This is a genomic window from Colwellia meonggei (assembly GCF_057537295.1).
On sequence record NZ_BAAJLZ010000001.1, the window covers coordinates 18,421 to 39,490 of the forward strand.

Annotated in this window: 17 protein-coding genes; 9 read left to right on the forward strand and 8 right to left on the reverse strand. The window is 37.3% G+C overall.

Annotated features, from left to right (window positions below; genetic code table 11):
* Nucleotides 1-3 precede the first annotated feature (3 nt).
* Both pepQ and AC27E9_RS00105 read right to left on the reverse strand, forming a co-directional pair.
* The gene (gene pepQ, locus AC27E9_RS00100; protein ID WP_487126213.1) at nucleotides 4-1,323 is read right to left on the reverse strand and encodes a Xaa-Pro dipeptidase; all 1,320 of its coding nucleotides are present in this window, start codon (nucleotides 1,321-1,323) and stop codon (nucleotides 4-6) included.
* Between the two features lie 62 nt (nucleotides 1,324-1,385).
* Nucleotides 1,386-3,320: a transglycosylase SLT domain-containing protein gene (locus AC27E9_RS00105; RefSeq protein ID WP_487126214.1), complete on the reverse strand. Its 1,935-nt coding sequence runs from the start codon at nucleotides 3,318-3,320 to the stop codon at nucleotides 1,386-1,388.
* 252 nt (nucleotides 3,321-3,572) lie between these two features.
* On the opposite strand from AC27E9_RS00105, the gene tusA reads away from it, so the two are divergent.
* Nucleotides 3,573-3,821 carry a sulfurtransferase TusA gene (gene tusA, locus AC27E9_RS00110; protein ID WP_487126215.1) on the forward strand — a complete coding sequence of 83 codons (249 nt, stop codon included), beginning with the start codon at nucleotides 3,573-3,575 and terminating at the stop codon, nucleotides 3,819-3,821.
* Between the two features lie 74 nt (nucleotides 3,822-3,895).
* On the opposite strand, the gene glyS is transcribed toward tusA, so the two are convergent.
* The 6 genes from glyS to dnaA form a co-directional block, all read right to left on the reverse strand.
* A complete protein-coding gene (gene glyS, locus AC27E9_RS00115; RefSeq protein ID WP_487126216.1) occupies nucleotides 3,896-5,962 on the reverse strand; it encodes a glycine--tRNA ligase subunit beta in 2,067 nt (688 codons plus the stop codon).
* The gene (glyQ, locus tag AC27E9_RS00120) at nucleotides 5,962-6,897 is read right to left on the reverse strand and encodes a glycine--tRNA ligase subunit alpha (RefSeq protein WP_487126217.1); all 936 of its coding nucleotides are present in this window, start codon (nucleotides 6,895-6,897) and stop codon (nucleotides 5,962-5,964) included. Before glyQ ends, glyS begins: the two co-directional genes overlap by 1 nt.
* Before the next feature lie 175 nt (nucleotides 6,898-7,072).
* Nucleotides 7,073-9,517: a DNA topoisomerase (ATP-hydrolyzing) subunit B gene (gyrB, locus tag AC27E9_RS00125; RefSeq protein ID WP_487126218.1), complete on the reverse strand. Its 2,445-nt coding sequence runs from the start codon at nucleotides 9,515-9,517 to the stop codon at nucleotides 7,073-7,075.
* Between the two features lie 10 nt (nucleotides 9,518-9,527).
* On the reverse strand, nucleotides 9,528-10,622 hold the full coding sequence (gene recF, locus AC27E9_RS00130; RefSeq protein ID WP_487126219.1) for a DNA replication/repair protein RecF: 1,095 nt from the start codon (nucleotides 10,620-10,622) through the stop codon (nucleotides 9,528-9,530).
* Nucleotides 10,622-11,725, reverse strand: a complete 1,104-nt coding sequence (dnaN, locus tag AC27E9_RS00135; protein ID WP_487126220.1) for a DNA polymerase III subunit beta — start codon at nucleotides 11,723-11,725, stop codon at nucleotides 10,622-10,624. The genes recF and dnaN overlap by 1 nt, the downstream gene beginning before the upstream one ends.
* Nucleotides 11,726-11,753: 28 nt before the next feature.
* Nucleotides 11,754-13,115, reverse strand: coding sequence for a chromosomal replication initiator protein DnaA (gene dnaA / locus AC27E9_RS00140; RefSeq protein WP_487126221.1), 1,362 nt, complete (start codon nucleotides 13,113-13,115; stop codon nucleotides 11,754-11,756).
* Between the two features lie 478 nt (nucleotides 13,116-13,593).
* On the opposite strand from dnaA, the gene rpmH reads away from it, so the two are divergent.
* From rpmH to rsmG, 8 genes are all read left to right on the forward strand, one after another.
* Nucleotides 13,594-13,728 carry a 50S ribosomal protein L34 gene (rpmH, locus tag AC27E9_RS00145; RefSeq protein ID WP_033080930.1) on the forward strand — a complete coding sequence of 45 codons (135 nt, stop codon included), beginning with the start codon at nucleotides 13,594-13,596 and terminating at the stop codon, nucleotides 13,726-13,728.
* 41 nt (nucleotides 13,729-13,769) lie between these two features.
* Nucleotides 13,770-14,126 (forward strand): ribonuclease P protein component, encoded by a 357-nt coding sequence (rnpA, locus tag AC27E9_RS00150; protein ID WP_487126222.1) that lies wholly within the window; start codon nucleotides 13,770-13,772, stop codon nucleotides 14,124-14,126.
* Nucleotides 14,093-14,341 carry a membrane protein insertion efficiency factor YidD gene (yidD, locus tag AC27E9_RS00155; protein WP_487126223.1) on the forward strand — a complete coding sequence of 83 codons (249 nt, stop codon included), beginning with the start codon at nucleotides 14,093-14,095 and terminating at the stop codon, nucleotides 14,339-14,341. The genes rnpA and yidD overlap by 34 nt, the downstream gene beginning before the upstream one ends.
* 6 nt (nucleotides 14,342-14,347) lie before the next feature.
* Nucleotides 14,348-15,976: a membrane protein insertase YidC gene (gene yidC, locus AC27E9_RS00160; protein WP_487126224.1), complete on the forward strand. Its 1,629-nt coding sequence runs from the start codon at nucleotides 14,348-14,350 to the stop codon at nucleotides 15,974-15,976.
* A 253-nt stretch (nucleotides 15,977-16,229) separates the two neighbouring features.
* Entirely contained in the window at nucleotides 16,230-17,615 is a 1,386-nt protein-coding gene (gene mnmE / locus AC27E9_RS00165; RefSeq protein ID WP_487126225.1) for a tRNA uridine-5-carboxymethylaminomethyl(34) synthesis GTPase MnmE, read from the forward strand.
* Between the two features lie 51 nt (nucleotides 17,616-17,666).
* Complete coding sequence (mioC, locus tag AC27E9_RS00170; RefSeq protein ID WP_487126226.1) at nucleotides 17,667-18,110, forward strand: FMN-binding protein MioC; 444 nt, start codon at nucleotides 17,667-17,669, stop codon at nucleotides 18,108-18,110.
* A 411-nt stretch (nucleotides 18,111-18,521) separates the two neighbouring features.
* Nucleotides 18,522-20,411, forward strand: coding sequence for a tRNA uridine-5-carboxymethylaminomethyl(34) synthesis enzyme MnmG (mnmG, locus tag AC27E9_RS00175; protein ID WP_487126227.1), 1,890 nt, complete (start codon nucleotides 18,522-18,524; stop codon nucleotides 20,409-20,411).
* Nucleotides 20,412-20,442: 31 nt separating this feature from the next.
* Nucleotides 20,443-21,069 (forward strand): 16S rRNA (guanine(527)-N(7))-methyltransferase RsmG, encoded by a 627-nt coding sequence (rsmG, locus tag AC27E9_RS00180; protein ID WP_487126228.1) that lies wholly within the window; start codon nucleotides 20,443-20,445, stop codon nucleotides 21,067-21,069.
* Nucleotide 21,070: the final 1 nt, after the last annotated feature.

Genomic DNA, 21,070 nt, shown 5'->3' on the forward strand with positions numbered 1-21,070 from the left:
AGTTTACGTTAATTCAAGATCGCGAGTCATGTTCTCGTTATGCGATTGATGAACAATAATATTATCTTCAATACGAATACCACCAAAGGCACGCATAGGTTCAATGTTTTGCCAGTTAACCATGTCAGCATGAGCTGATTGTTTTAAATCAGCAAGTAGTGAGTCGATAAAATATAAACCAGGTTCTATGGTAAATACTTGGTTTGCTTCAATAACACGTGAGGTCCTTAAAAAAGCATGTTGTTCTGGCGTATTAACATGTGTGCCACGTTCATCTGCCATAAAACCACCAACATCGTGAACCTGTAAACCAAGATGATGACCTAAACCATGTGGGAAGAAGGTAGAAATAATACCTGCTTCTACAGCCGTATCGGCATCAACATTAATAAAATCAAATTCACGTAACACTTTGCCTATTTCACGGTAAGTCGCAATATGTAAATCAACATAGCTAACACCTGGTTTTAAGCCATTCACAGCATTAAGCATGAGTTGGTCCATGCGGGCAATTAACTCAGCAAACTTATCACGCTTAAACGAATAGGTTCTGGTAATATCTGACGCATAACCATGGAAGTTGGCACCAGCATCAATTAAAAACGAATGATGAGCTTGAGGAACACCACGCTCTAAAGCGGTATAATGAAGTATCGAAGTATTTTCATTTAACGCAACAATATTGCCGTATGGCGTTTCACTTTCAACATGTTGAGTTGCTTTTAAATAAGCTTGTTGTATATCGTACTCAGAGGCACCGGCAAAAAATGCGGCTTTTGCTGCCTTATGGCCAGCAACGGCAATAATATTCGATTGGCGCATACACTCTTGCTCATACGATGTTTTATATGCACGATGAAAGTGTAAGTAATTAATTAATGGTTCTGGATTTATTTGTTCAAAACCTAACGCTTTCGCCACTTCAATATGAGCACCAATATAGGCAAAACCTTTTTTGTCGTATGGTAATAATTTATCGACTTCACTTGGGCTTTTCAGAATTTTAATATCAAAAAATTCATTCCAGTAATCTTCTGTTAATGGAATAACTTTATGCCAAAAATCTACTGGTTGATAATAAATTAAAGTGGGTTTGTCACTGCCATTAATGATTAACCAACAGTTAGGAATATCAACCAAAGGTAACCAAGCTTTAAAGTGAGGATTAACACGAAATGGATAGCTGTTATCATCTAAAAAGGCTTTAATTTCTTGGCCTGAATGAATAATTACGCCGTCTAAGTTATCTCTTGATAAAGCAGTTTTCGCTCTTGCTTGTAGCTCAGCTACGTGAGCTGGATAGTGTTTGGCTAACATGTTCATTTAATTTATCTCTGTATTTCTATTGCTATATTATAACGCTATTAGTGGCTTACTGATGATATTTATTTATTGCTGATATTCATGGCAATAATTTGATCAAATAATGACTCATCTAAACCAACCTTTTGTTGATATATCTGCTGATATGCTAAAACACTTTTGACATATTCACGTGTTTCTTTAAATGGAATAGTTTCTATCCAAACATCGGCAGGTAATGGCTTGCTGTCTTTTAACCAGTTCTTTACGCGATAAGGGCCTGCGTTATACGCGGCTGTTGCCAGAATTTGGTTACCGTCATGTCGGTCTAGTAAGTTACGTAGGTATTTAGTACCCAACTTAATATTACGTTTAGCATCGAATAACTCTCTGTTAGAAACTTTTTTGCGCGCTAATTGTTTTGCCGTGCCAGGCATAACTTGCATTAAACCTTTGGCACCCGCTGACGAGTTAGCATCAGACATAAACGAGCTTTCACGGCGAGTAATAGCAAATGCCCAAGCTGGATTAATTTTTTGGTGGCCGGCATAACGTTTAATTTCTTTTTCAAAGCCTAACGGAAAGCGCAAATTAACGTCATCAAGATAACCGACATTTGCTAAGGTAAAAATAGCGCGATCATACCAGTGCTGCTCATTCGCTACTTTGGATGCGACGAGCTTATCACGGTTATCTAATTTCGATAGCCAATAATTCCACTCTTTACGAGCATGATGGAAACGACCAATGGCAAATAACTCAAATGCCCTTTTCGCTGCCGGACTCTTTAGAATTAGTGCCTTTTCCTGCTCGGTTATTTTTAGCGGCTTATTTTGAAAGTTAGCTGGCTTCTTTAAATAACTTGCCGCTAGGAAACCATAATAGTGACGACTTTTTGCCAATTCATTTAATTGTTTGTTACCTGCTTCAACTTCATCAGTTTCCAGTAAACTGCGGCTATACCAATATTGCCATTGTAGACTTTCATGTGCCGTTTTCGGTAATTTTAACAACTTAGTCTTAATATTCTGCCAGTTTTGTTCTCGTAATAGGTCAGTAATATACCATTGCGTTAAATTACTGCTAAAAGACTTCTCGTCAACTTTATCTAACCAAGCATGAGCTTGAGGGTGATTCTTACTCGCTAAAGCTAAGGCAAATTTTTGTGTTATTTGTTGATGCTGCTTATCAGTAAAAGGTAATAAGGTTTTAGCAGCTTCATAGGTATCAAGCGCTTGCTTTGGTGAACGCCAAATTAAGCGTTTAAGGCCATAGGAGACAATAGTGGCAGCCTTCTCCGATTTATTCTTAAACTTTGATAGTTGCTTAACATAACTCGGGTCACGCCTTACTTTATGCCACAACTTAGCTAAATATTGCTCTTTTGCCGGTAATAGCTTAGTTAAATAAGGAATCAATGTATGTTTACCGCCGTCAGCAGCGAGTGCTATACGTTGCCAAACAAGATCTGAAGTTCGATAGCCGGCCTTTTGCCACTGTTTAAAAAGCGGATCACAAACTTTTGGCTGTGACTTTCCAGCTAGCCATAGTTGTGTAACCTTAGGTAAAACTCTTGACGGTGCTACGCCTGTTTGTAATTGAAAGCGATAATTAAGGCAAGTTAATTCAACATTACTTGTTGGCTTAAAGTAGCTTTGAAAAAGTATAGCTTTTTTACGTTTGGCTAAATAGTTAAGCCACTTTTTTCGTAGCGGCCAATCTAAAGGTGTTCCCTCGTACTCATTGAGAAACTCTGCTATCTCAGTTGCCGATGATAGCCTCATTTTGCTCATCAAACGTTTTTGATCTAAATAAGGCTGCAGTGGATAGTAATGTAGCTGGTTATATAAATTTTGATAAGTGGAAGATTTAGCGTTCCATATTTGTTTCTCAGCTTGTAAAAAGGTTTTTCGCTGCAAATTTTCGTCACTTGCTTGCGATAAAGAGCTAGTAAGAATACTACTGAGTAAAACGGCTTTTGCATATTTAGTGATATAAGCAAAACGGATTAGCGGCATTAGTTAACCTTGGAAAAAAGATGCATGCTTCAATTATTCATTCCTACCAAAACAAAGCAAGTTTAATCAAAAATAATTGTTAAAATAGTTGTAAATATTGATATTAATGAGTCAGCTGTTAATTAAGTACGAGAAATTACACAATTAAAGTTGCGTCATTTAAATGAACAGATAAACTTGGCGCAATATTACAGGCAGAAATAGCAATATAGCTTTCCACATAAAAGCAGTATTAGCTAAATTAGGTGAACAATGAACTCAACTTCATTACCCGAAACAGATCATGAATTAGACGCCATTGGCCTTCGCTGTCCAGAGCCAGTGATGATGCTACGACAAAAAATTAGAAAAATTGAAGCTGGAGAAACCTTATTGGTTACTGCCGATGATCCATCAACAGCGCGTGATATTCCAAGTTTTTGCCGCTTTATGGAGCATCAACTTATAGAACAGCAAACCAATGAAATGCCCTTTCAATACATTATTAAAAAAGGTTTGTAAGGTACGAGAGAGCTAGAAACAAAAAAGGAATGCAAATGCATTCCTTTTTACTTTTAAATCAAAATATTCACTTTTTATTGTAATAAAGAAATATCAGCAATGGCAAAAAAGCTATTACGAATTTCGCTTAACAAAGTTAAACGGTTAGTTTTTACTTGTTCATCGTCTGCCATAACCATTACATTATCAAAAAAGTTATCAATTGGCTGTTTAAGTGTCGCCAGCTCAGTTAATGCGCTTTGATAATCTTTATTTGCCATAAGTGGTAATACTTTAACTTTTACATCTGAAAAGATAGACGCGAGTTCTTTTTCCGCATCTTCTGTTGCTAATGTAACGTTAAATTCAGTGAATAATTCACCTTTAAATTTAACTAAAATATTACCAACACGCTTATTCGCTGCCGCCAATGTTGCCGACTCTTCTAGTGTTTTAAAGTGAGCTACCGCATGAATACGTTTATCAAAATCCAATGGCGCTGACGGCGCATTAGCCAACACAGCTAAAATAACATCAATAGCAATGTTTTGATCTTGATAATAAGCACGATAACGCCCTAGAACGAACTCTATAACTTGTTGTTCAACATTTTGGTTAGATAACTTATCTTGGTATAACTCAACACTTTTTGCAATTAGCTCAGCAATATCAAGGTTAAGTTGTTTCTCGATAATAATACGAATTAAACCAATAGCAGCGCGGCGAAGTGCAAATGGGTCTTTATCACCTTTTGGTGGCTGATTAATACCAAAAATCCCCACTAATGAGTCGATTTTATCAGCTATCGCCACTGCACAACCTATTGTTTGCTCTGGTAAAGCATCACCAGCATAACGAGGGCGATATTGGTCTTCTAATGCTTGCGCCACAGCTTCAGGTTCACCGTCATGTTGGGCGTAGTATTTACCCATAGTACCCTGTACTTGTGGAAACTCTAGCACCATATCAGACAGTAAATCTGTTTTACTTAATAAGCCAGCACGATACGCTAGCGCTTTATCATCACCAATTTTCTCAGCAACAAACTCACTTAAACTCGCAATTCGTTCCGACTTAGCTTTTACAGTTCCTAGCTGTTTTTGGAATAAAACTGACTCTAAGCTCGACAACCTAGACTCAAGTGATTGTTTTTTATCTGTTTTAAAGAAAAATTCAGCATCAGCTAAGCGTGGACGAATAACTTTTTCGTTGCCTTTTATAACCTGACTTGGATCTTTGCTGGCTATATTTGACACAAAAATGAATTTATTCAATAAGTTACCTTCAGTATCAGTAACAGGAAAGTACTTTTGGTGATCTTTCATTGAATAAATAAGCGGTTCTGCAGGTACATTAAGGAAATCTTCGTCAAAGCTGCCAACTAAAACAACTGGCCACTCTACAATAGATGTAACTTCATCAAGCAATTCTTCATCAGGTAAAGCAACGCCACCAAGCTCTTTGGCGGCTACGTTAATTTGTTCAAGAATGGTTTGCTTACGTTCTTGGTAATCAACAACAACATGAGCTTCACGCAAAATAGACTCATAATTGTCAGCATGATTAATTGCCACTAAACCATGGTGATGAAAACGATGCCCTGTTACTAAGTTATTAGCAGCAACATTCAATGTTTCACCGGCGATAATTTGACCGCCATAAAGCATAGTCAATGTATGCACAGGACGAATAAACTGTGTTCTACCTGTACCCCAGCGCATTGGTTTAGGCACAGGCAACTTACTAACTGCTTGGTTAACCATATCAGGAATAAGCTGTTCAATATGCTTACCTGTTTCAACAGTTTTGTGTAATAACCATTCACCTTTATCAGTAACTAAGCGTTCTGCGTCAGCAACGGTGATTCCGTTTGAGCGTGCCCAACCTTCAGCTGCTCTACTAGGATTACCGTCAGCATCAAAAGCTACGTTAACTGCTGGACCACGTTTTTCAATTGCTTTGTCAGCTTGACTAGCGACTAAACCTTCAACTTTAACAGCCAAACGTCTCGGTGTAGCAAACCATTGAATGTCACTATATGACAATTTAGCAGTATCTAGCTGTAGCTTAATTTGTTCAAAGAAAGTCGTTGCTAAAGTTTTAAGGGATTTTGGTGGTAACTCTTCAGTACCTAATTCAATTAATAACGTTTCAGTTGTCATTATGATTGTCCCTCTGCTGAACTACCATTAGCATTATTGTTTTTACAAAGAGGGAAACCAAGTTCTTCTCTTTTCGCATAATATGCTTCCGCACAAGCTTTCGATAACGCTCTTACTCGTAAGATATAACGTTGACGTTCGGTAACGGAAATAGCATGACGTGCATCTAATAAGTTAAATGCATGCGAAGCTTTCATTACTTGCTCGTATGCTGGCAATGCTAACCCTTCTGCAATTAATTTTTCACTCACCGCTTCACATTGGTCAAAGGTTTTAAATAAATCATCAACATCAGCATGTTCAAAGTTATATGTCGATTGCTCAACTTCATTTTGATGGAAAACATCGCGATATAAAACTTTACCCATAGGGCCATCAGTCCAAACGAGGTCGTAAATACTATCAACATTTTGGATATACATAGCTAAGCGCTCTAAACCGTATGTGATCTCACCAGTTACCGGAGCACATTCTAGTCCACCAACTTGCTGGAAATATGTAAATTGAGTAATTTCCATGCCGTTTAGCCAAATTTCCCAACCAAGACCCCAAGCACCTAATGTTGGTGATTCCCAGTTATCTTCAACAAAACGAATATCATGAACAAGCGGGTCAATGCCCATCTCTTTTAACGAGTTAAGGTATAACTCTTGGATATTGTCAGGTGATGGTTTTAACATAACCTGGAACTGATAGTAGTGTTGTAATCTATTTGGGTTCTCACCATAACGACCATCTGTCGGACGACGACATGGCTGAACATAAGCGCTGCTCATTGGCTCAGGACCAATAGAGCGTAAAAATGTCATAGGATGAAAGGTACCAGCCCCTACTTCTAAATCTAATGGCTGAACAATGACACAGCCCTGGCGTGACCAATAATCTTGCAATTGCAATATTAGTCCTTGAAAGGTCTTTATATTAAACGTACTCATGAGAATCCGAATCTTTAGTTATATTTGTCAAATAAGGCTAATTATACCTACTGTCACTTTATTAGCCTAGTGTCCTTGTCTAGATGTTTGAATTTTATTCAAAACTATTTACAAGGTTAGAAACAAAAAATGCCCGATTAGATGACCGGGCATTTTTTATTGATGCGTTTAGCAACTAAACATCTAAGTTAGCCACTTTAAGAGCATTGTCTTCAATGAAGTTTCTACGAGGCTCAACATGATCACCCATTAAGGTATTAAATAATTGATCAGCCGCAATAGCATCTTCGATAGTTACTTGTAGCATTCTACGTGTTTCAGGGTCCATTGTGGTTTCCCATAATTGATCAGGATTCATTTCACCTAACCCTTTATAGCGTTGAATGTATTGGCCACGTTTTGATTCTGCCATTAACCAATTTAATGCTTCTTCAAAGTCAGTTACAGGTTTAACTTTTTCACCACGTTTAACATAAGCCCCTTCTTCCATTAGGCCATTAATTGCTTTGTTTAAACCTTGAATTGATTCAAACTCTTTTGAATCAATAAATTCATAACCACAATCGTATACGGTATCAATACCATGCTTTCTAACATTAAAGCTTGGGTAATAGATATTACGCTCTTGATCATGAATAACATTAACAGTGTAAATAGAACCATTACCATCTTGCTCTTCTAACTGCTTAAGTATGCTTGCAGTCCAAGACTCTACATTTTCTTTCTTAGCAAAGTCGGCAGCATCTATAGTTTCACCGTAAATCATTTTCTCTAAAATATCAGCAGGAATTAAACGTGAAACACGCTTAATAGTTTCATGCGTCTTACGGAATTGATTTACTAATTGCTCTAATGGTACACCAGATAAAGCAGGTGCTGATTCATTAACATGAACTTCAGCATTCTCTAATGCCAATGTAGTTAAGTATTCTGTTAGGCCTTCATCATCTTTAATATATCTCTCTTGCTTACCTTTTTTCACTTTATATAGTGGTGGTTGTGCAATGTAGATATAGCCGCGTTCCATAATTTCTGGCATTTGACGATAAAAGAAAGTTAGTAATAAAGTACGGATATGAGAACCATCGACATCGGCATCGGTCATGATGATGATGCTGTGGTAACGTAATTTTTCTGGATTATATTCGTCTCGACCAATGCCACAACCTAATGCTGTAATTAAAGTGCCAACTTCTTGAGAAGATATCATCTTGTCAAAGCGTGCTTTTTCAACATTAAGAATTTTACCTTTTAATGGTAAAATAGCTTGGTTTTTACGGTTTCGCCCCTGCTTGGCTGAGCCGCCAGCTGAGTCCCCTTCCACAATATATAGTTCAGATAGTGCAGGATCTTTTTCCTGACAATCAGCAAGTTTACCCGGTAAACCAGCGATATCTAAAGCGCCTTTACGTCGAGTCATTTCTCTTGCTTTACGAGCCGCTTCACGGGCACGAGCAGCGTCGACTATTTTCATTATAATAGTACGAGCTACCGCAGGCTTTTCTAATAAGTACTCACCTAACTTTTCACCCATAGCTTGTTCTACAGCAGTTTTAACTTCAGAAGAAACAAGTTTATCTTTTGTTTGTGAAGAGAATTTTGGATCAGGTACTTTAACTGATATTACTGCTGTTAAGCCTTCACGCGCATCATCACCTGAAGCACTCGTTTCAGTATTACCACCTTTCTTAGTTTTGTTCAGCCCTTCTTTAACCATGTAACTATTTAGTGTACGAGTTAACGCCGTTCTAAAACCACTTAAGTGAGTACCACCATCACGCTGTGGAATGTTATTAGTAAAACAATGAATGCTTTCTTGGAAACCATCGTTCCATTGCATTGCAACTTCAACCACAATGCCATCTTCACGCTCTAAATCGAAATAGAATATCTCTTCATTAACCGGTGTTTTATTGGTATTAAGGTAATCAACAAATGCTTGAATACCACCTTCAAAATGGAAGTGATCTTCTTTTCCTTCTTCGCGCTCATCAATAAGTCTAATTGAAACACCTGAGTTTAAGAATGATAACTCACGAATACGCTTAACAAGTAAATCATAGTGAAATAAAACATCAGAGAAAGTTTCTTCACTTGGCCAAAACCTTACTTCTGTACCAGTTTTATCACTTTCACCTACTACTTTAAGCGGCTCTTCTGGTTCACCTGCATGGTAAACCTGCTCGTAAAGCTTACCTTCTCTGCGAATATTTAGTTTAAGTTTACTACTTAAGGCATTTACCACGGAAATACCAACACCGTGTAAACCACCAGAAACTTTATAACCTGAATCTTCACCACCAAATTTACCACCAGCATGTAGTACAGTCATAATAACTTCAGCTGCAGAAACACCTTCATCTGGGTGAATTTCTGTTGGTATTCCTCGTCCATCATCTTTTACAGACACAGAACCATCTAGGTGGATTTTAACAATAATATCACTACAGTGACCTGCAAGAGCTTCATCAATCGAGTTATCCAACACCTCAAATACCATGTGATGCAAACCTGTGCCATCATCGGTATCACCTATATACATCCCTGGTCTTTTGCGAACTGCATCTAGGCCTTTTAGTACTTTAATACTAGCCGAGTCATATTCATTTTCTATTGTCATAGCTTATAGCCTACTCACTCATTACTGATAGTTTGCCATGTTTCACGTGAAACATTCTGTAGTTTTTTTCTAGTGGAACTAACTGTTCCACTGCTGTTTTATCAATTGCTGTTACGATAACTTGGCAATCTATCGCCGCTATTGCATTATTTAATAATGCTCTAGAATTGCTATCTAATTCAGCACCAACATCATCTATTAATAAAATTGGTTTTACTCGATTAACTCTTTCAATTAATTTTGCTTGTGCAAAAGTTAATGCCAGTAAAAACAACTTCTGTTGACCACGTGATAATTGATTATCTAATGACGTGCCATTTAAAACAAAACGAACATCAAATTTTTGTGCTCCAAATAAACTATACCCAGTTGACAATTCTTTTTCTCGATATTGGCTTAATACATCGAGTAAGTTTTTCTTCGAATTCCATCCTTGCAAGTATTGAATCACTATATCATCAGATACAGACGGTAACATGGTTTTTAACCAAAAACTTAACTCTTTAGTCAACTCTTCAACATAGTCAGATCTTAAATCTGCAATTTGTTGCGAGCGCTCAGCAAAAACCTCACTCCAGTACTCTAAGGTTTTTAAATCCGCCTTATTTCTTAAACAGGCATTGCGCTGTTTTAGCACTCTAGAAAACTCTCGCCAATGTTCAGAAAAGGAATGTTTCACGTGAAACAATCCTAAATCTATAAATCGACGCCTTTGCTTAGGACCACCAAAAAACAATTTGAAACTTTCTGGAGTAATTACCTGCACAGCAACGTTTTTAGCAAGCGAAGAAAGTTTTGCTTGTTTTTCTCCGTCAATTCTTATTTCTGTATTACCTAAGCTAGAGTCAAATGTTTTACGAACGCCTAACTGGCAGTCTTTATCCGTTTTAGCACTAACCGTAAATGCAAATTTTTCATGCTGAAGTAAATTGTCTACCTTGGCACTACGAAACGACTTACCGTGTCCTAAATAAAAAATAGCTTCCAATAAACTACTTTTACCACTGCCGTTATCACCAATAATAAAATTTACATCTGCATGAAAATTTACTGATACACTTTCTATATTACGAAAATCTTGTACAAATAATTTACCAATAGCCATTACAATCGCATTGGCATTACTACATATAAAGCTTCGCCTGACTCTCCACCTTCAATAACAACACTACTGTTGGCATCAGCTAGAGTAAATTTAACATCGGATTCTTTAATAGCATTTAAAACGTCTAATACATAACTCACGTTAAAACCAATTTCGACTTCTTCGTAAGGGAAATCAATTTCAATAACTTCTTCTGCTTGCTCTTGCTCTGGGTTATTAGCCGTTATTTTCAATTCAGTGGCAGCAAAGTTTAGGCGAACACCTTTAAACTTTTCATTCGACAATATTGAAGCGCGAGAAAGTACTTGCCTTAACTCGTCCTTATTTGCATTAAGAATTTTATCGCCATTTCGAGGTAACACCCTACGATAGTCAGGGAAACGACCATCAACAAGTTTACTGGTAAATGAAAATTCACTGTCAATTATGCGAACATGATTAGAACCCAAAAATACCTGCACGCTTTCATCAACAGGATCAAGTAAACGAATAATTTCTAAAATACCTTTACGCGGTACAATTACTTGTCGAGAAGGTAGCTCAAGATCTTCATTAGAAATTTTACATATAGCTAAACGATGACCATCTGTAGCAACAGAGCGAATCTCCTTTCCTTCTGTTTCTATCGACATACCATTTAGGTAATAGCGAACGTCTTGGTTTGCCATTGAAAAATGTGTACTTTCAATTAAGCGCAATAACTCTGACTTTAATAGCTTAAATTCTACGTCTCCCTGCCATTGTTCAATATTAGGGAAGTCACTCGCTGGCAACGTTGAAAGGGAGTATTTACTACGACCAGTACTAATTTTTATAATATCGTTATCAGATTCAAACGTCAGTGTTGAATCGTCCGGTAAACTTTTACAAATATCTAAAAGTTTACGTGCTGGAATGGTAACTTTTCCGTCTTCAGCATGATTGTCAATTGACGCATACGCAACCATTTCTAGCTCTAAATCCGTGGCGGTTAGGGTAAGTGATTGCCCACTTACATCAAAAAGAATATTACCTAAAATAGGTAGTGTACTTTTTCTTTCAACAGCGCCTGAAACCAACAATAAAGGTTTCAGAAGTAATTCTCTATTTAATGAAAATTTCATTTTTGACCCACTTTTAACTTACTTATTATTATGATGACAATGTTCTGGTTAAATTTGAATAATCTTCTTTTATATCATGTGACTCTTCACGCAAATCTTTTACCTTCCGACAAGCATGCAATACTGTTGTATGATCTCTACCACCAAAAGCATCACCTATTTCAGGCAAACTATGGTTAGTTAACTCTTTAGATAATGCCATTGCAATTTGACGAGGTCTAGCAACAGATCTATTTCTTCTTTTAGAAAGTAAATCAGCAACTTTTATTTTATAGTATTCCGCTACTGTACGTTGAATATTATCAATAGTAACTAGCTTGTCTTGTAAAGCCAATAAATCTCGAAGTGCCTCACGAACAAAATCAATAGTAATGGCGCGACCAGTAAAATTAGCATTGGCGATAACGCGATTTAATGCCCCTTCAAGCTCTCGTACATTAGAGCGTAAACGTTTAGCAATAAAAAATGCTACTTCATCAGCCAAGTTGATATGACTCTCTTCAGCTTTACGCTTCAATATCGCTACACGTGTTTCTAATTCAGGAGGCTCTATGGCAATAGTAAGGCCCCAACCAAAGCGAGATTTTAGTCGATCTTCAACATCAACCTCTTTAGGGTAACGATCACTGGTCAAAATGATTTGTTGATTACCTTCTAGTAAGGCATTAAAAGTGTGGAAGAACTCTTCTTGTGTTCGATCTTTACCGGCAAAGAATTGAATATCATCAATAAGCAAAGCATCAACCGAGCGATAATATTGCTTAAACTTTTCCATGGCATTGTTCTGCAACGCTCTTACCATGTCTTGAACAAAGCGTTCGGAATGCATGTAAGCAATTTTAGCATTTGGTTTATTCAGTAAAATACCATTACCAACCGCATGCAATAAATGGGTTTTGCCTAAACCAGTACCGCCATAAATAAATAATGGGTTATATGCTGCACCTGGGTTATCCGCAACCTGTGATGCTGCCGCACGGGCTAGCTGATTTGATTTACCTTCAACAAAGTTATCGAAAGTATATTTTACTCTGACATTTGTTGTTTTTGGCAAGTTACTTTCAGGAGCACTAGCCTCTTTGCTTGCAGCTTTAGGATTAGGTTGCACCTGGCTAATACTATCTTGAATATTTGTTGCTTGATCGGGAATGCTACCAACATCAAAACGCAATAAAGGTGGATTAGCGCTATCATGCATACCAACTAATTCGTTAATACGATTAACATATTTATCTCTGACCCAATCTAAAACAAACCTATTAGGCGCGTATAAGGTCATAATATTATCAGTAACCACACATTGCAGTGGACGAATCCACATACTAAATTGCTGTGCGGGTAATTCTTCTTGAAGAACAGACAAACATTTTTGCCAAAGTGAATGATCCAACAACTGACTCCTGATAATAACTATGCTTCCTGCATTATTTAGTCGCAAAAAATAACATGAAAAAAATAATAGAGAAAAAGATAATAATTTTTATATTGGCACTATTATCACTATAGTTATCCACAACATCAATATTGACTTTTCAATAAAGCCATTTTATTTTCATTTTTTTTTCACAAACTCAATAAACTCAAACCTTGCACCCATTTTTAATAGCAAAAAAATGCTAAAAAAATTTAAATATACGATTTAATTATGATCAGTTAAATGAAATGATCCTTAGCATTTTTCAATATTTTGTTATAAAACTGTGGATACTTTTTCGATCAGTACGATCCGTTAACGATCTTTTTAAAATAGCTAAAGAATAAACATTGACAAAGCTTGCTTCTCTATATAGAATTTCGCCTCATTTTTAGACCCAGTGTGCTCATGAAGGCTGTTTTGCCAGGGCAACAACAACAGACGGATTAGCGTAATGAAAAGAACATTTCAACCTAGTGTATTAAAGCGTAAGCGCAACCATGGCTTCCGTGCTCGCATGGCTACGAAAAACGGTCGTGCTGTAATTGCACGTCGTCGTGCTAAAGGCCGCGCAAGCCTTAGTGCTTAATTTTTTAACTCGTAGTTTAAGTTAAAAAATTGGTAACCAACATGGTTACTTATGAATTTAATCGGGAGTCTCGTCTTTTGACTCCCGGTCAATTTCAAGCTGTATTCTCAAAACCTCTTCGTTTTGGCTCTAGCCATATCACGATTCTCATCACACCAAATTCTGATAATAATAATCGCTTAGGTCTAGCCATAGCTAAAAAGCGGGTAAAACTTGCTGTTCAACGAAATCGTATTAAACGACAAATTCGTGAAAGTTTCCGTTTAAATCAACACAATCTCCCCCATATAGATATAGTTGTTATGGTAAAATCGGGAACTGACAAACTCGAAAATAAAGAAATTAATCAGCAATTGGAAAAAATATGGCGAAAAATAATTCAGCGCCACAAAAAATAGCAATTACTTTTGTAAAAGCTTACCAGCGTTGGCTTAGTCCACTGCTTGGCCCCAATTGTCGATTTGATCCAACTTGTTCATTTTATGCTATTGAAGCAATTAATCGCTTCGGTGTGATAAAAGGTTGTTGGTTAGCAGGCAAACGTATACTAAAATGCCATCCATTAAATGCGGGAGGACATGATCCCGTGCCACTATCAAAAAAAGAGAAATAAGACATTATGGAATCTCAACGCGGTTTTCTTTTTATTGCGCTTATGGTTGTTACCTATTTGCTATTTAATCAATGGCAAATGGACAATGCTCCTGTAATTGAGCAACCAGCAGTAACTCAACAAGCAACCACAACATCAAGTAACGGCGATTTTGTTCCTGAGTCTTCAGCGACAGCATCACCTATTAATAATGAAACAACAACCGCTTCTGCAACAATAATTTCTATTACAAGCGATGTCTTGGCATTAAAAATTGATACCAATGGCGGCGACATTATTGAAGCCAAACTTTTAAAGTTTGATACCGAACAAGGCAATGGCGTTCCATTTACTATTTTACGTAGTGATATTAACCGTTATGTTGCTCAAAGTGGATTAACTGGTGCACAAGGTTTAGATAGAGTAATTCAAGGCCGCCCTGTTTATCAAACCTCAGCAACCGCTTATCAAACTTCTGCTGACTCACCTTTAATGGTTGACTTAACCTATATTGATAGTGATGCATTATCAGTAACCAAACGTTTTACATTCAATCATGACAGCTATGCTATTAACGTTGAATACATCATTAAAAACAATGCCAGTACACCTGCTAGCGTGCAAATGTATGGTCAATTAAAGCAAACAACATTAATTGATACCTCAAGTGGTTTAATTCCAACTTATAAAGGTACTGCATATTCAACTACCGAAGATGTTTACGAAAAATATGACTTCGATGATATTGAAGAGAAAAACCTAAATGTATCAACACAAGGTGGCTGGGTGGCTATGCTACAACACTACTTTGTGTCTTCTTGGGTACCTGAGAAATCAGCTACCAACCAACTTTATAGCCTTTACTCTGCGAATAAAGATGCCATTATCGGCTTCAAAGCACCTGCAATCACTGTAGAGCCAAATAGTACAGCAACAACGGCTGCAACATTTTATGTCGGCCCTAAAGATCAAGATGTATTAGAAAGTATCGAAGAGAACTTAGATTTAACGATTGATTACGGTTTCTTATTTATGATCAGCCAACCTTTATTCTGGTTGCTAATCAAAATTCAGTCAGTTGTTGCTAACTGGGGTGTTGCTATCATCATCATCACCTTGATTGTTAAAGGTGGTATGTACCCATTAACAAAAGCACAATACACATCAATGGCTAAAATGCGTAATTTACAGCCGAAAATGACGCAGCTTAAAGAACGTTTTGGTGACGACAGACAAAAAATGTCACAAGCTATGATGGAACTATATCGTAAAGAAAAAGTAAACCCAGCCGGCGGTTGTTTGCCATTACTTATTCAAATGCCGATTTTCCTAGCACTTTACTGGGTATTTTTAGAAAGTGTTGAACTTCGCCATGCGCCATTTATGTTGTGGATTCAAGATCTTTCAGCACAAGATCCTTTCTATATTTTACCTGTGCTAATGGGTATCAGTATGTTCATAATGCAAAAAATGCAACCTATGACAGTACAAGACCCAATGCAGCAAAAAATAATGCAATACATGCCAGTTATGTTTACCGTATTCTTTTTCTGGTTCCCATCAGGTCTAGTATTATACTGGTTAGTGAGTAACATTATTTCTATCGTGCAAATGAAAATTATTTTCTCAGGCATGGAAAAAGCAAAATCTAACTAATAGCTTTTGCTAATGAAACTAAAAGGTAGCTACGGCTACCTTTTTTATGTTCAGGATGAACGATATGTCATGATCACATGGATGTGAATGAATGACGATTGTCTGCAATTCAGTAATTTTCATTATATTCCCCTCTGCTTTTACCATCTCATTAGCGATTAAATTCGACAAAAATTAACTGTTCATTTCCAGCCAGTACGTAACGGTTTATAATATCGACAATTAAAAAATTAACGTTAATTGAGATTTCGATATGACCAAGCAAGCATTTTCATCTAGCCAAAAAGAAACCATAGCTGCACAAGCGACAGCACCAGGACGCGGTGGCGTCGGTATTATTAGGGTTTCAGGGCCAGAAGTTGAAAATGTTGCTAAAGCCATTTTAGGAAAATTGCCAGAGCTTAGAAAAGCAGAATATTTAACGTTTAAAGATCAACAAGGCCAAGCGCTAGATCAAGGTATAGCTATTTATTTTAAAGGACCAAATTCTTTCACGGGCGAAGATATTCTTGAACTACAAGGACACGGCGGCCCAGTATTACTCGACATGCTACTAAAAGAAATACTCGCCCTACCTAACATCCGTATGGCAGGTCCCGGTGAATTTAGTGAACAAGCCTTTCTAAACGATAAGCTCGATTTAACACAAGCAGAAGCAATTGCTGACTTAATTAACTCAAGCTCAGAGCAAGCCGCACGTTGCGCATTACACTCTCTACAAGGTGACTTTTCAAAACTCGTACATCAAATGGTTAATGACACCATACATTTGCGTATGTATGTTGAAGCTGCAATAGACTTCCCAGAAGAAGAAATAGACTTTCTTGCGGACGAAAAAGTCGTTAACGACCTAAAAGCCATTATTGCGCAAGTGGCAGAAGTGAAAAATAAAGCCCAGCAAGGCAGCATAATTCGTGAAGGTATGCGGGTTGTTATCGCGGGTCGTCCAAATGCCGGTAAATCAAGTTTATTAAACGCGTTAAGTGGCAAAGAAAGCGCGATTGTAACGGATATTGAAGGAACCACCCGTGATGTTCTATCAGAGCAAATTCATATTGATGGCATGCCACTGCACATAATTGACACTGCTGGTTTACGTGAAAGTGCTGATAAAGTTGAACAAATTGGTATAGAGCGCGCCTGGCAGGAAATACATCAAGCTGATCGAGTTTTGCTTATGGTTGACTCGTCAAATGACACTAGCATAGATCCAAAAACTGTTTGGCCAGAGTTTTTTGAAAAACTTCCAGAAAACATTGGTTTAACAATCATTAGAAATAAAGCCGACATTAGCCAAGCCAACACGGGTTACAGCGAAATAAACGGTACGCCTACCGTTACCTTGTCAGCTAAAACCAACGCAGGTGTAAATGCATTAACAGAGCACTTAAAGCACATTATGGGCTATCAAGGCAGTACTGAGGGCGGCTTTATGGCGCGTCGACGCCATCTTGTTGCGCTAGAGCAAGCCCACCAACACTTAATCATAGGTTTAGAACAATTAGAGTCTTATGTAGCCGGAGAAATACTGGCGGAAGAATTAAGATTCTGCCAAGAAGAGCTTAATAAAATAACCGGTGAATTTACTAATGATGATCTTCTAAGCCAAATTTTTTCATCATTTTGTATCGGTAAATAAACTTAAAAATCCCTTATTTTTTCAAATTAAATAACATATATGGAGCAATAAATGAGCTCATTTCAAATTATCGTTGGCAGCATGTTGGGCGGTTCAGAATACGTTGCAGAAGCCTGTGAAGAGACATTATCCGAACTTGGTCACGATGTAGAACTACATTTCCAACCAAATTTCGCTGAAATAAAGCACGAAAATCAAACTTGGTTAGTGTGTACCTCAACTCATGGTGCCGGTGACTATCCTGACAACATTCAAGCTTTTGTCTCGGATCTTGAAAATAGCGATCAAGATCTATCCTCAGTTAAGTTTTTAACGATCGGTATCGGTGACTCTAGCTATGATACTTTTTGCTTCGCAGCAAAAAACATAAATAAACTACTATTATCAAAAGGTTGCCAAGAATCATTATCATTAATGACACTTGATATGAGTGAAGATATCGATCCAGAAGAGCAATCACAACAGTGGTTAACTGTGAATAAAGATCATCTATAAGGCAATTACCCATAAGTTATTCACAGAAACTGTTGTAAAAATATAGATATGTGCATAACTTTGGGTAAAAGCTATTAATTTTCTATTATTATTCAGTAGACATAATTAACACTAAAAACATATGTGGATAACTAGCTCTTTTGATCAAAGCTTATAAGTTAATTGATCAAGGTTTGATCACAAGGTTTATCATTAACTAATATATTGTTTTATATATTGAAAAAGCACTTATCAACAGAAAAAGAGGATCCTAATAAGTAATAATAACAAGATCTATTTAAAGATCTTTATATATTATCTAATGATCGAGCTAAGATCTTTTAAGTGATTTGATCATTCCCCTACGTGAAAAAAAGCGTTAAAATACCGCTCTTAATTTTTCAAGATGAATCGAACTAGGGTCAATAATTTATGTGGTATCAAGAGTCTTATGACGTAATTGTTGTTGGTGGTGGTCATGCTGGTACAGAAGCATCACTGGCTGCAGCACGTATGGGGTGTAAAACTCTACTGCTGACTCATAACATTGATACACTAGGACAAATGTCTTGTAATCCAGCCATAGGTGGCATTGGTAAAGGACATTTAGTTAAAGAGATTGACGCACTAGGTGGCTTAATGGCTACCGCAGCTGATCATGCTGCAATCCAGTTTAGAACACTTAATGCGAGTAAAGGCCCTGCCGTTCGTGCAACACGTATTCAAGCTGATCGTAGTTTATACCGAAACTTTGTTCGTCACTTCTTAGAAAACCAAGAAAACCTAACGATATTTCAGCAACCTTGTGATGATCTTATTCTTGAAAATGACAAGATCGTCGGTGTTTCTACACAAATGGGCTTAAAGTTTAAAGCTAAAAGCGTTGTTTTAACGGTTGGAACTTTCCTTGCTGGACAAATTCATATTGGCTTGAATAATTATCAAGGTGGCCGAGCGGGTGATCCGGCAAGTGTTAATTTAGCGGCACGTTTACGTGATATGCCATTTAGAATGGATCGCTTGAAAACAGGCACTCCACCACGCTTAGACGCTAGAACACTTGATTTTTCTGTGATGGAAGAGCAACCAGGTGACGATCCTCGTCCAGTATTTTCATTTATGGGATCAGGTGAAGATCACCCTGAGCAAATTTCATGTTTTATTACCCACACCAATAAAAAAACTCATGAAATTATTCAATCAGGTTTAGATAGATCACCAATGTACACAGGCGTTATTGAAGGTGTAGGTCCAAGATATTGTCCATCAATTGAAGATAAAATACATCGTTTTGCTGAAAAAGACAGTCACCAAATTTTTGTTGAGCCAGAAGGTTTAACAACCCACGAAATTTATCCCAATGGCATTTCAACCAGCTTACCGTTTGATGTGCAAATGGATCTTGTCCGCTCGATCAAAGGTTTTCAAAATGCCCATATTACTCGCCCAGGTTATGCGATTGAATATGACTTTTTTGATCCGCGAGATTTAAAACAAACCCTTGAAAGCAAATTCATTGAGAATTTATATTTTGCTGGGCAAATTAACGGTACTACTGGTTATGAAGAAGCCGGTGCACAAGGTTTAATTGCAGCGACAAATGCCGCTGCTCGTGTTCAAGGTAAAGAAGAATTAGTTCTAACACGTGATCAAGCCTATATGGGCGTACTCGTTGACGATCTAGCAACATTAGGTACCAAAGAACCTTATCGTATGTTTACGTCTCGTGCGGAATACCGCTTATTATTGCGTGAAGACAATGCCGATATTCGTTTAACGGAGAAAGGTCGCGAACTTGGTTTAGTAGACGATCAACGTTGGCAACGTTTTAATGAAAAAATGGAAAATATTGAGCTTGAACGTCAACGTCTACGATCTGTGTGGGTACAAAAAGATCATAGTGCCGCAGCAGAAGTGAATACTTTGCTTAAAACTCCGTTGAGTCGTGAAAATAGCTTGGAAGATCTTGTCCGTCGACCTGAAGTTAAATATGGCGAATTAATGTCAATTGAAGGTTTAGGTCCAAAATTAGCTGACAAACAAGCAGCTGAGCAGGTTGAAATTCAAATAAAGTACGCAGGCTATATTGATCGTCAGCTAGATGATATTGCCAAAAAGAAACGTCATGAAAATACACAGATCCCTAGTGACTTCGATTTTACGCAAATTTCAGGGCTGTCGAATGAAGTTGTCGCTAAGCTAACAGACGCTCGTCCTGAAACTATTGGTAAAGCTTCTCGTATTTCTGGTATTACTCCTGCTGCAATTTCGTTATTATTAGTCTATCTGAAAAAACATGGTTTATTACGCAAAAGCGCATAATAAACCAGCATATTAATTAAGATTTAGCCTAATGACATTATCTGATCAGCTAGTTGCTTTGATAAAAGAAACTTCACTTGAAGTTTCTGATCAGCAAGTAGCATTACTTATCCAATATGTTGAATTATTGCATAAGTGGAATAAAGCTTATAATTTAACCTCAATTCGTGATCCAAAGGATATGGTTATTAAGCATATTATGGATAGCTTAATGGTTGGCCCACTACTAAATGGCCAATCATTTATTGATGTAGGTACTGGCCCTGGCCTACCTGGAATTCCACTTGCTATCTTGTATCCTGAACGTAATTTTGTATTATTAGACAGCTTAGGCAAAAGAGTTACGTTTTTACGACAAGTGGTTTTTCAATTAAAACTTGAAAATGTAACGCCAGTGAAAGCCCGTGTAGAGCAATATCAACCAGAAACACCATTTGACGGTGTGTTAAGTCGCGCGTTCTCGTCATTACTTGATATGGTGACTTGGTGTGATCATCTTGTTAGTGTTGAACATGGTCGTTTTTTAGCCTTAAAAGGTATTTACCCTAACGATGAAGTGGCAGCGTTACCAAGCAATATTAGTGTTGCAAAAAGTCACATTATTGCCGTTCCTCGATTAGAAGGTGAACGTCATTTGATTGAATTGGTTAAATCATAAA

Excerpts from the sequence above, each read along its gene's own strand:
- mnmE (WP_487126225.1), top strand. The coding sequence starts at position 16,230 with ATGACCAAGCAAGCATTTTCATCTAGCCAAAAAGAAACCATAGCTGCA.
- mnmG (WP_487126227.1), top strand. The coding sequence starts at position 18,522 with ATGTGGTATCAAGAGTCTTATGACGTAATTGTTGTTGGTGGTGGTCAT.
- rsmG (WP_487126228.1), top strand. The coding sequence starts at position 20,443 with ATGACATTATCTGATCAGCTAGTTGCTTTGATAAAAGAAACTTCACTT.
- pepQ (WP_487126213.1), bottom strand. The coding sequence starts at position 1,323 with ATGAACATGTTAGCCAAACACTATCCAGCTCACGTAGCTGAGCTACAA.
- rpmH (WP_033080930.1), top strand. The coding sequence starts at position 13,594 with ATGAAAAGAACATTTCAACCTAGTGTATTAAAGCGTAAGCGCAACCAT.
- recF (WP_487126219.1), bottom strand. The coding sequence starts at position 10,622 with ATGGCTATTGGTAAATTATTTGTACAAGATTTTCGTAATATAGAAAGT.
- glyS (WP_487126216.1), bottom strand. The coding sequence starts at position 5,962 with ATGACAACTGAAACGTTATTAATTGAATTAGGTACTGAAGAGTTACCA.
- tusA (WP_487126215.1), top strand. The coding sequence starts at position 3,573 with ATGAACTCAACTTCATTACCCGAAACAGATCATGAATTAGACGCCATT.
- yidD (WP_487126223.1), top strand. The coding sequence starts at position 14,093 with ATGGCGAAAAATAATTCAGCGCCACAAAAAATAGCAATTACTTTTGTA.
- dnaN (WP_487126220.1), bottom strand. The coding sequence starts at position 11,725 with ATGAAATTTTCATTAAATAGAGAATTACTTCTGAAACCTTTATTGTTG.
- mioC (WP_487126226.1), top strand. The coding sequence starts at position 17,667 with ATGAGCTCATTTCAAATTATCGTTGGCAGCATGTTGGGCGGTTCAGAA.
- yidC (WP_487126224.1), top strand. The coding sequence starts at position 14,348 with ATGGAATCTCAACGCGGTTTTCTTTTTATTGCGCTTATGGTTGTTACC.
- AC27E9_RS00105 (WP_487126214.1), bottom strand. The coding sequence starts at position 3,320 with ATGCCGCTAATCCGTTTTGCTTATATCACTAAATATGCAAAAGCCGTT.
- glyQ (WP_487126217.1), bottom strand. The coding sequence starts at position 6,897 with ATGAGTACGTTTAATATAAAGACCTTTCAAGGACTAATATTGCAATTG.
- rnpA (WP_487126222.1), top strand. The coding sequence starts at position 13,770 with ATGGTTACTTATGAATTTAATCGGGAGTCTCGTCTTTTGACTCCCGGT.
- gyrB (WP_487126218.1), bottom strand. The coding sequence starts at position 9,517 with ATGACAATAGAAAATGAATATGACTCGGCTAGTATTAAAGTACTAAAA.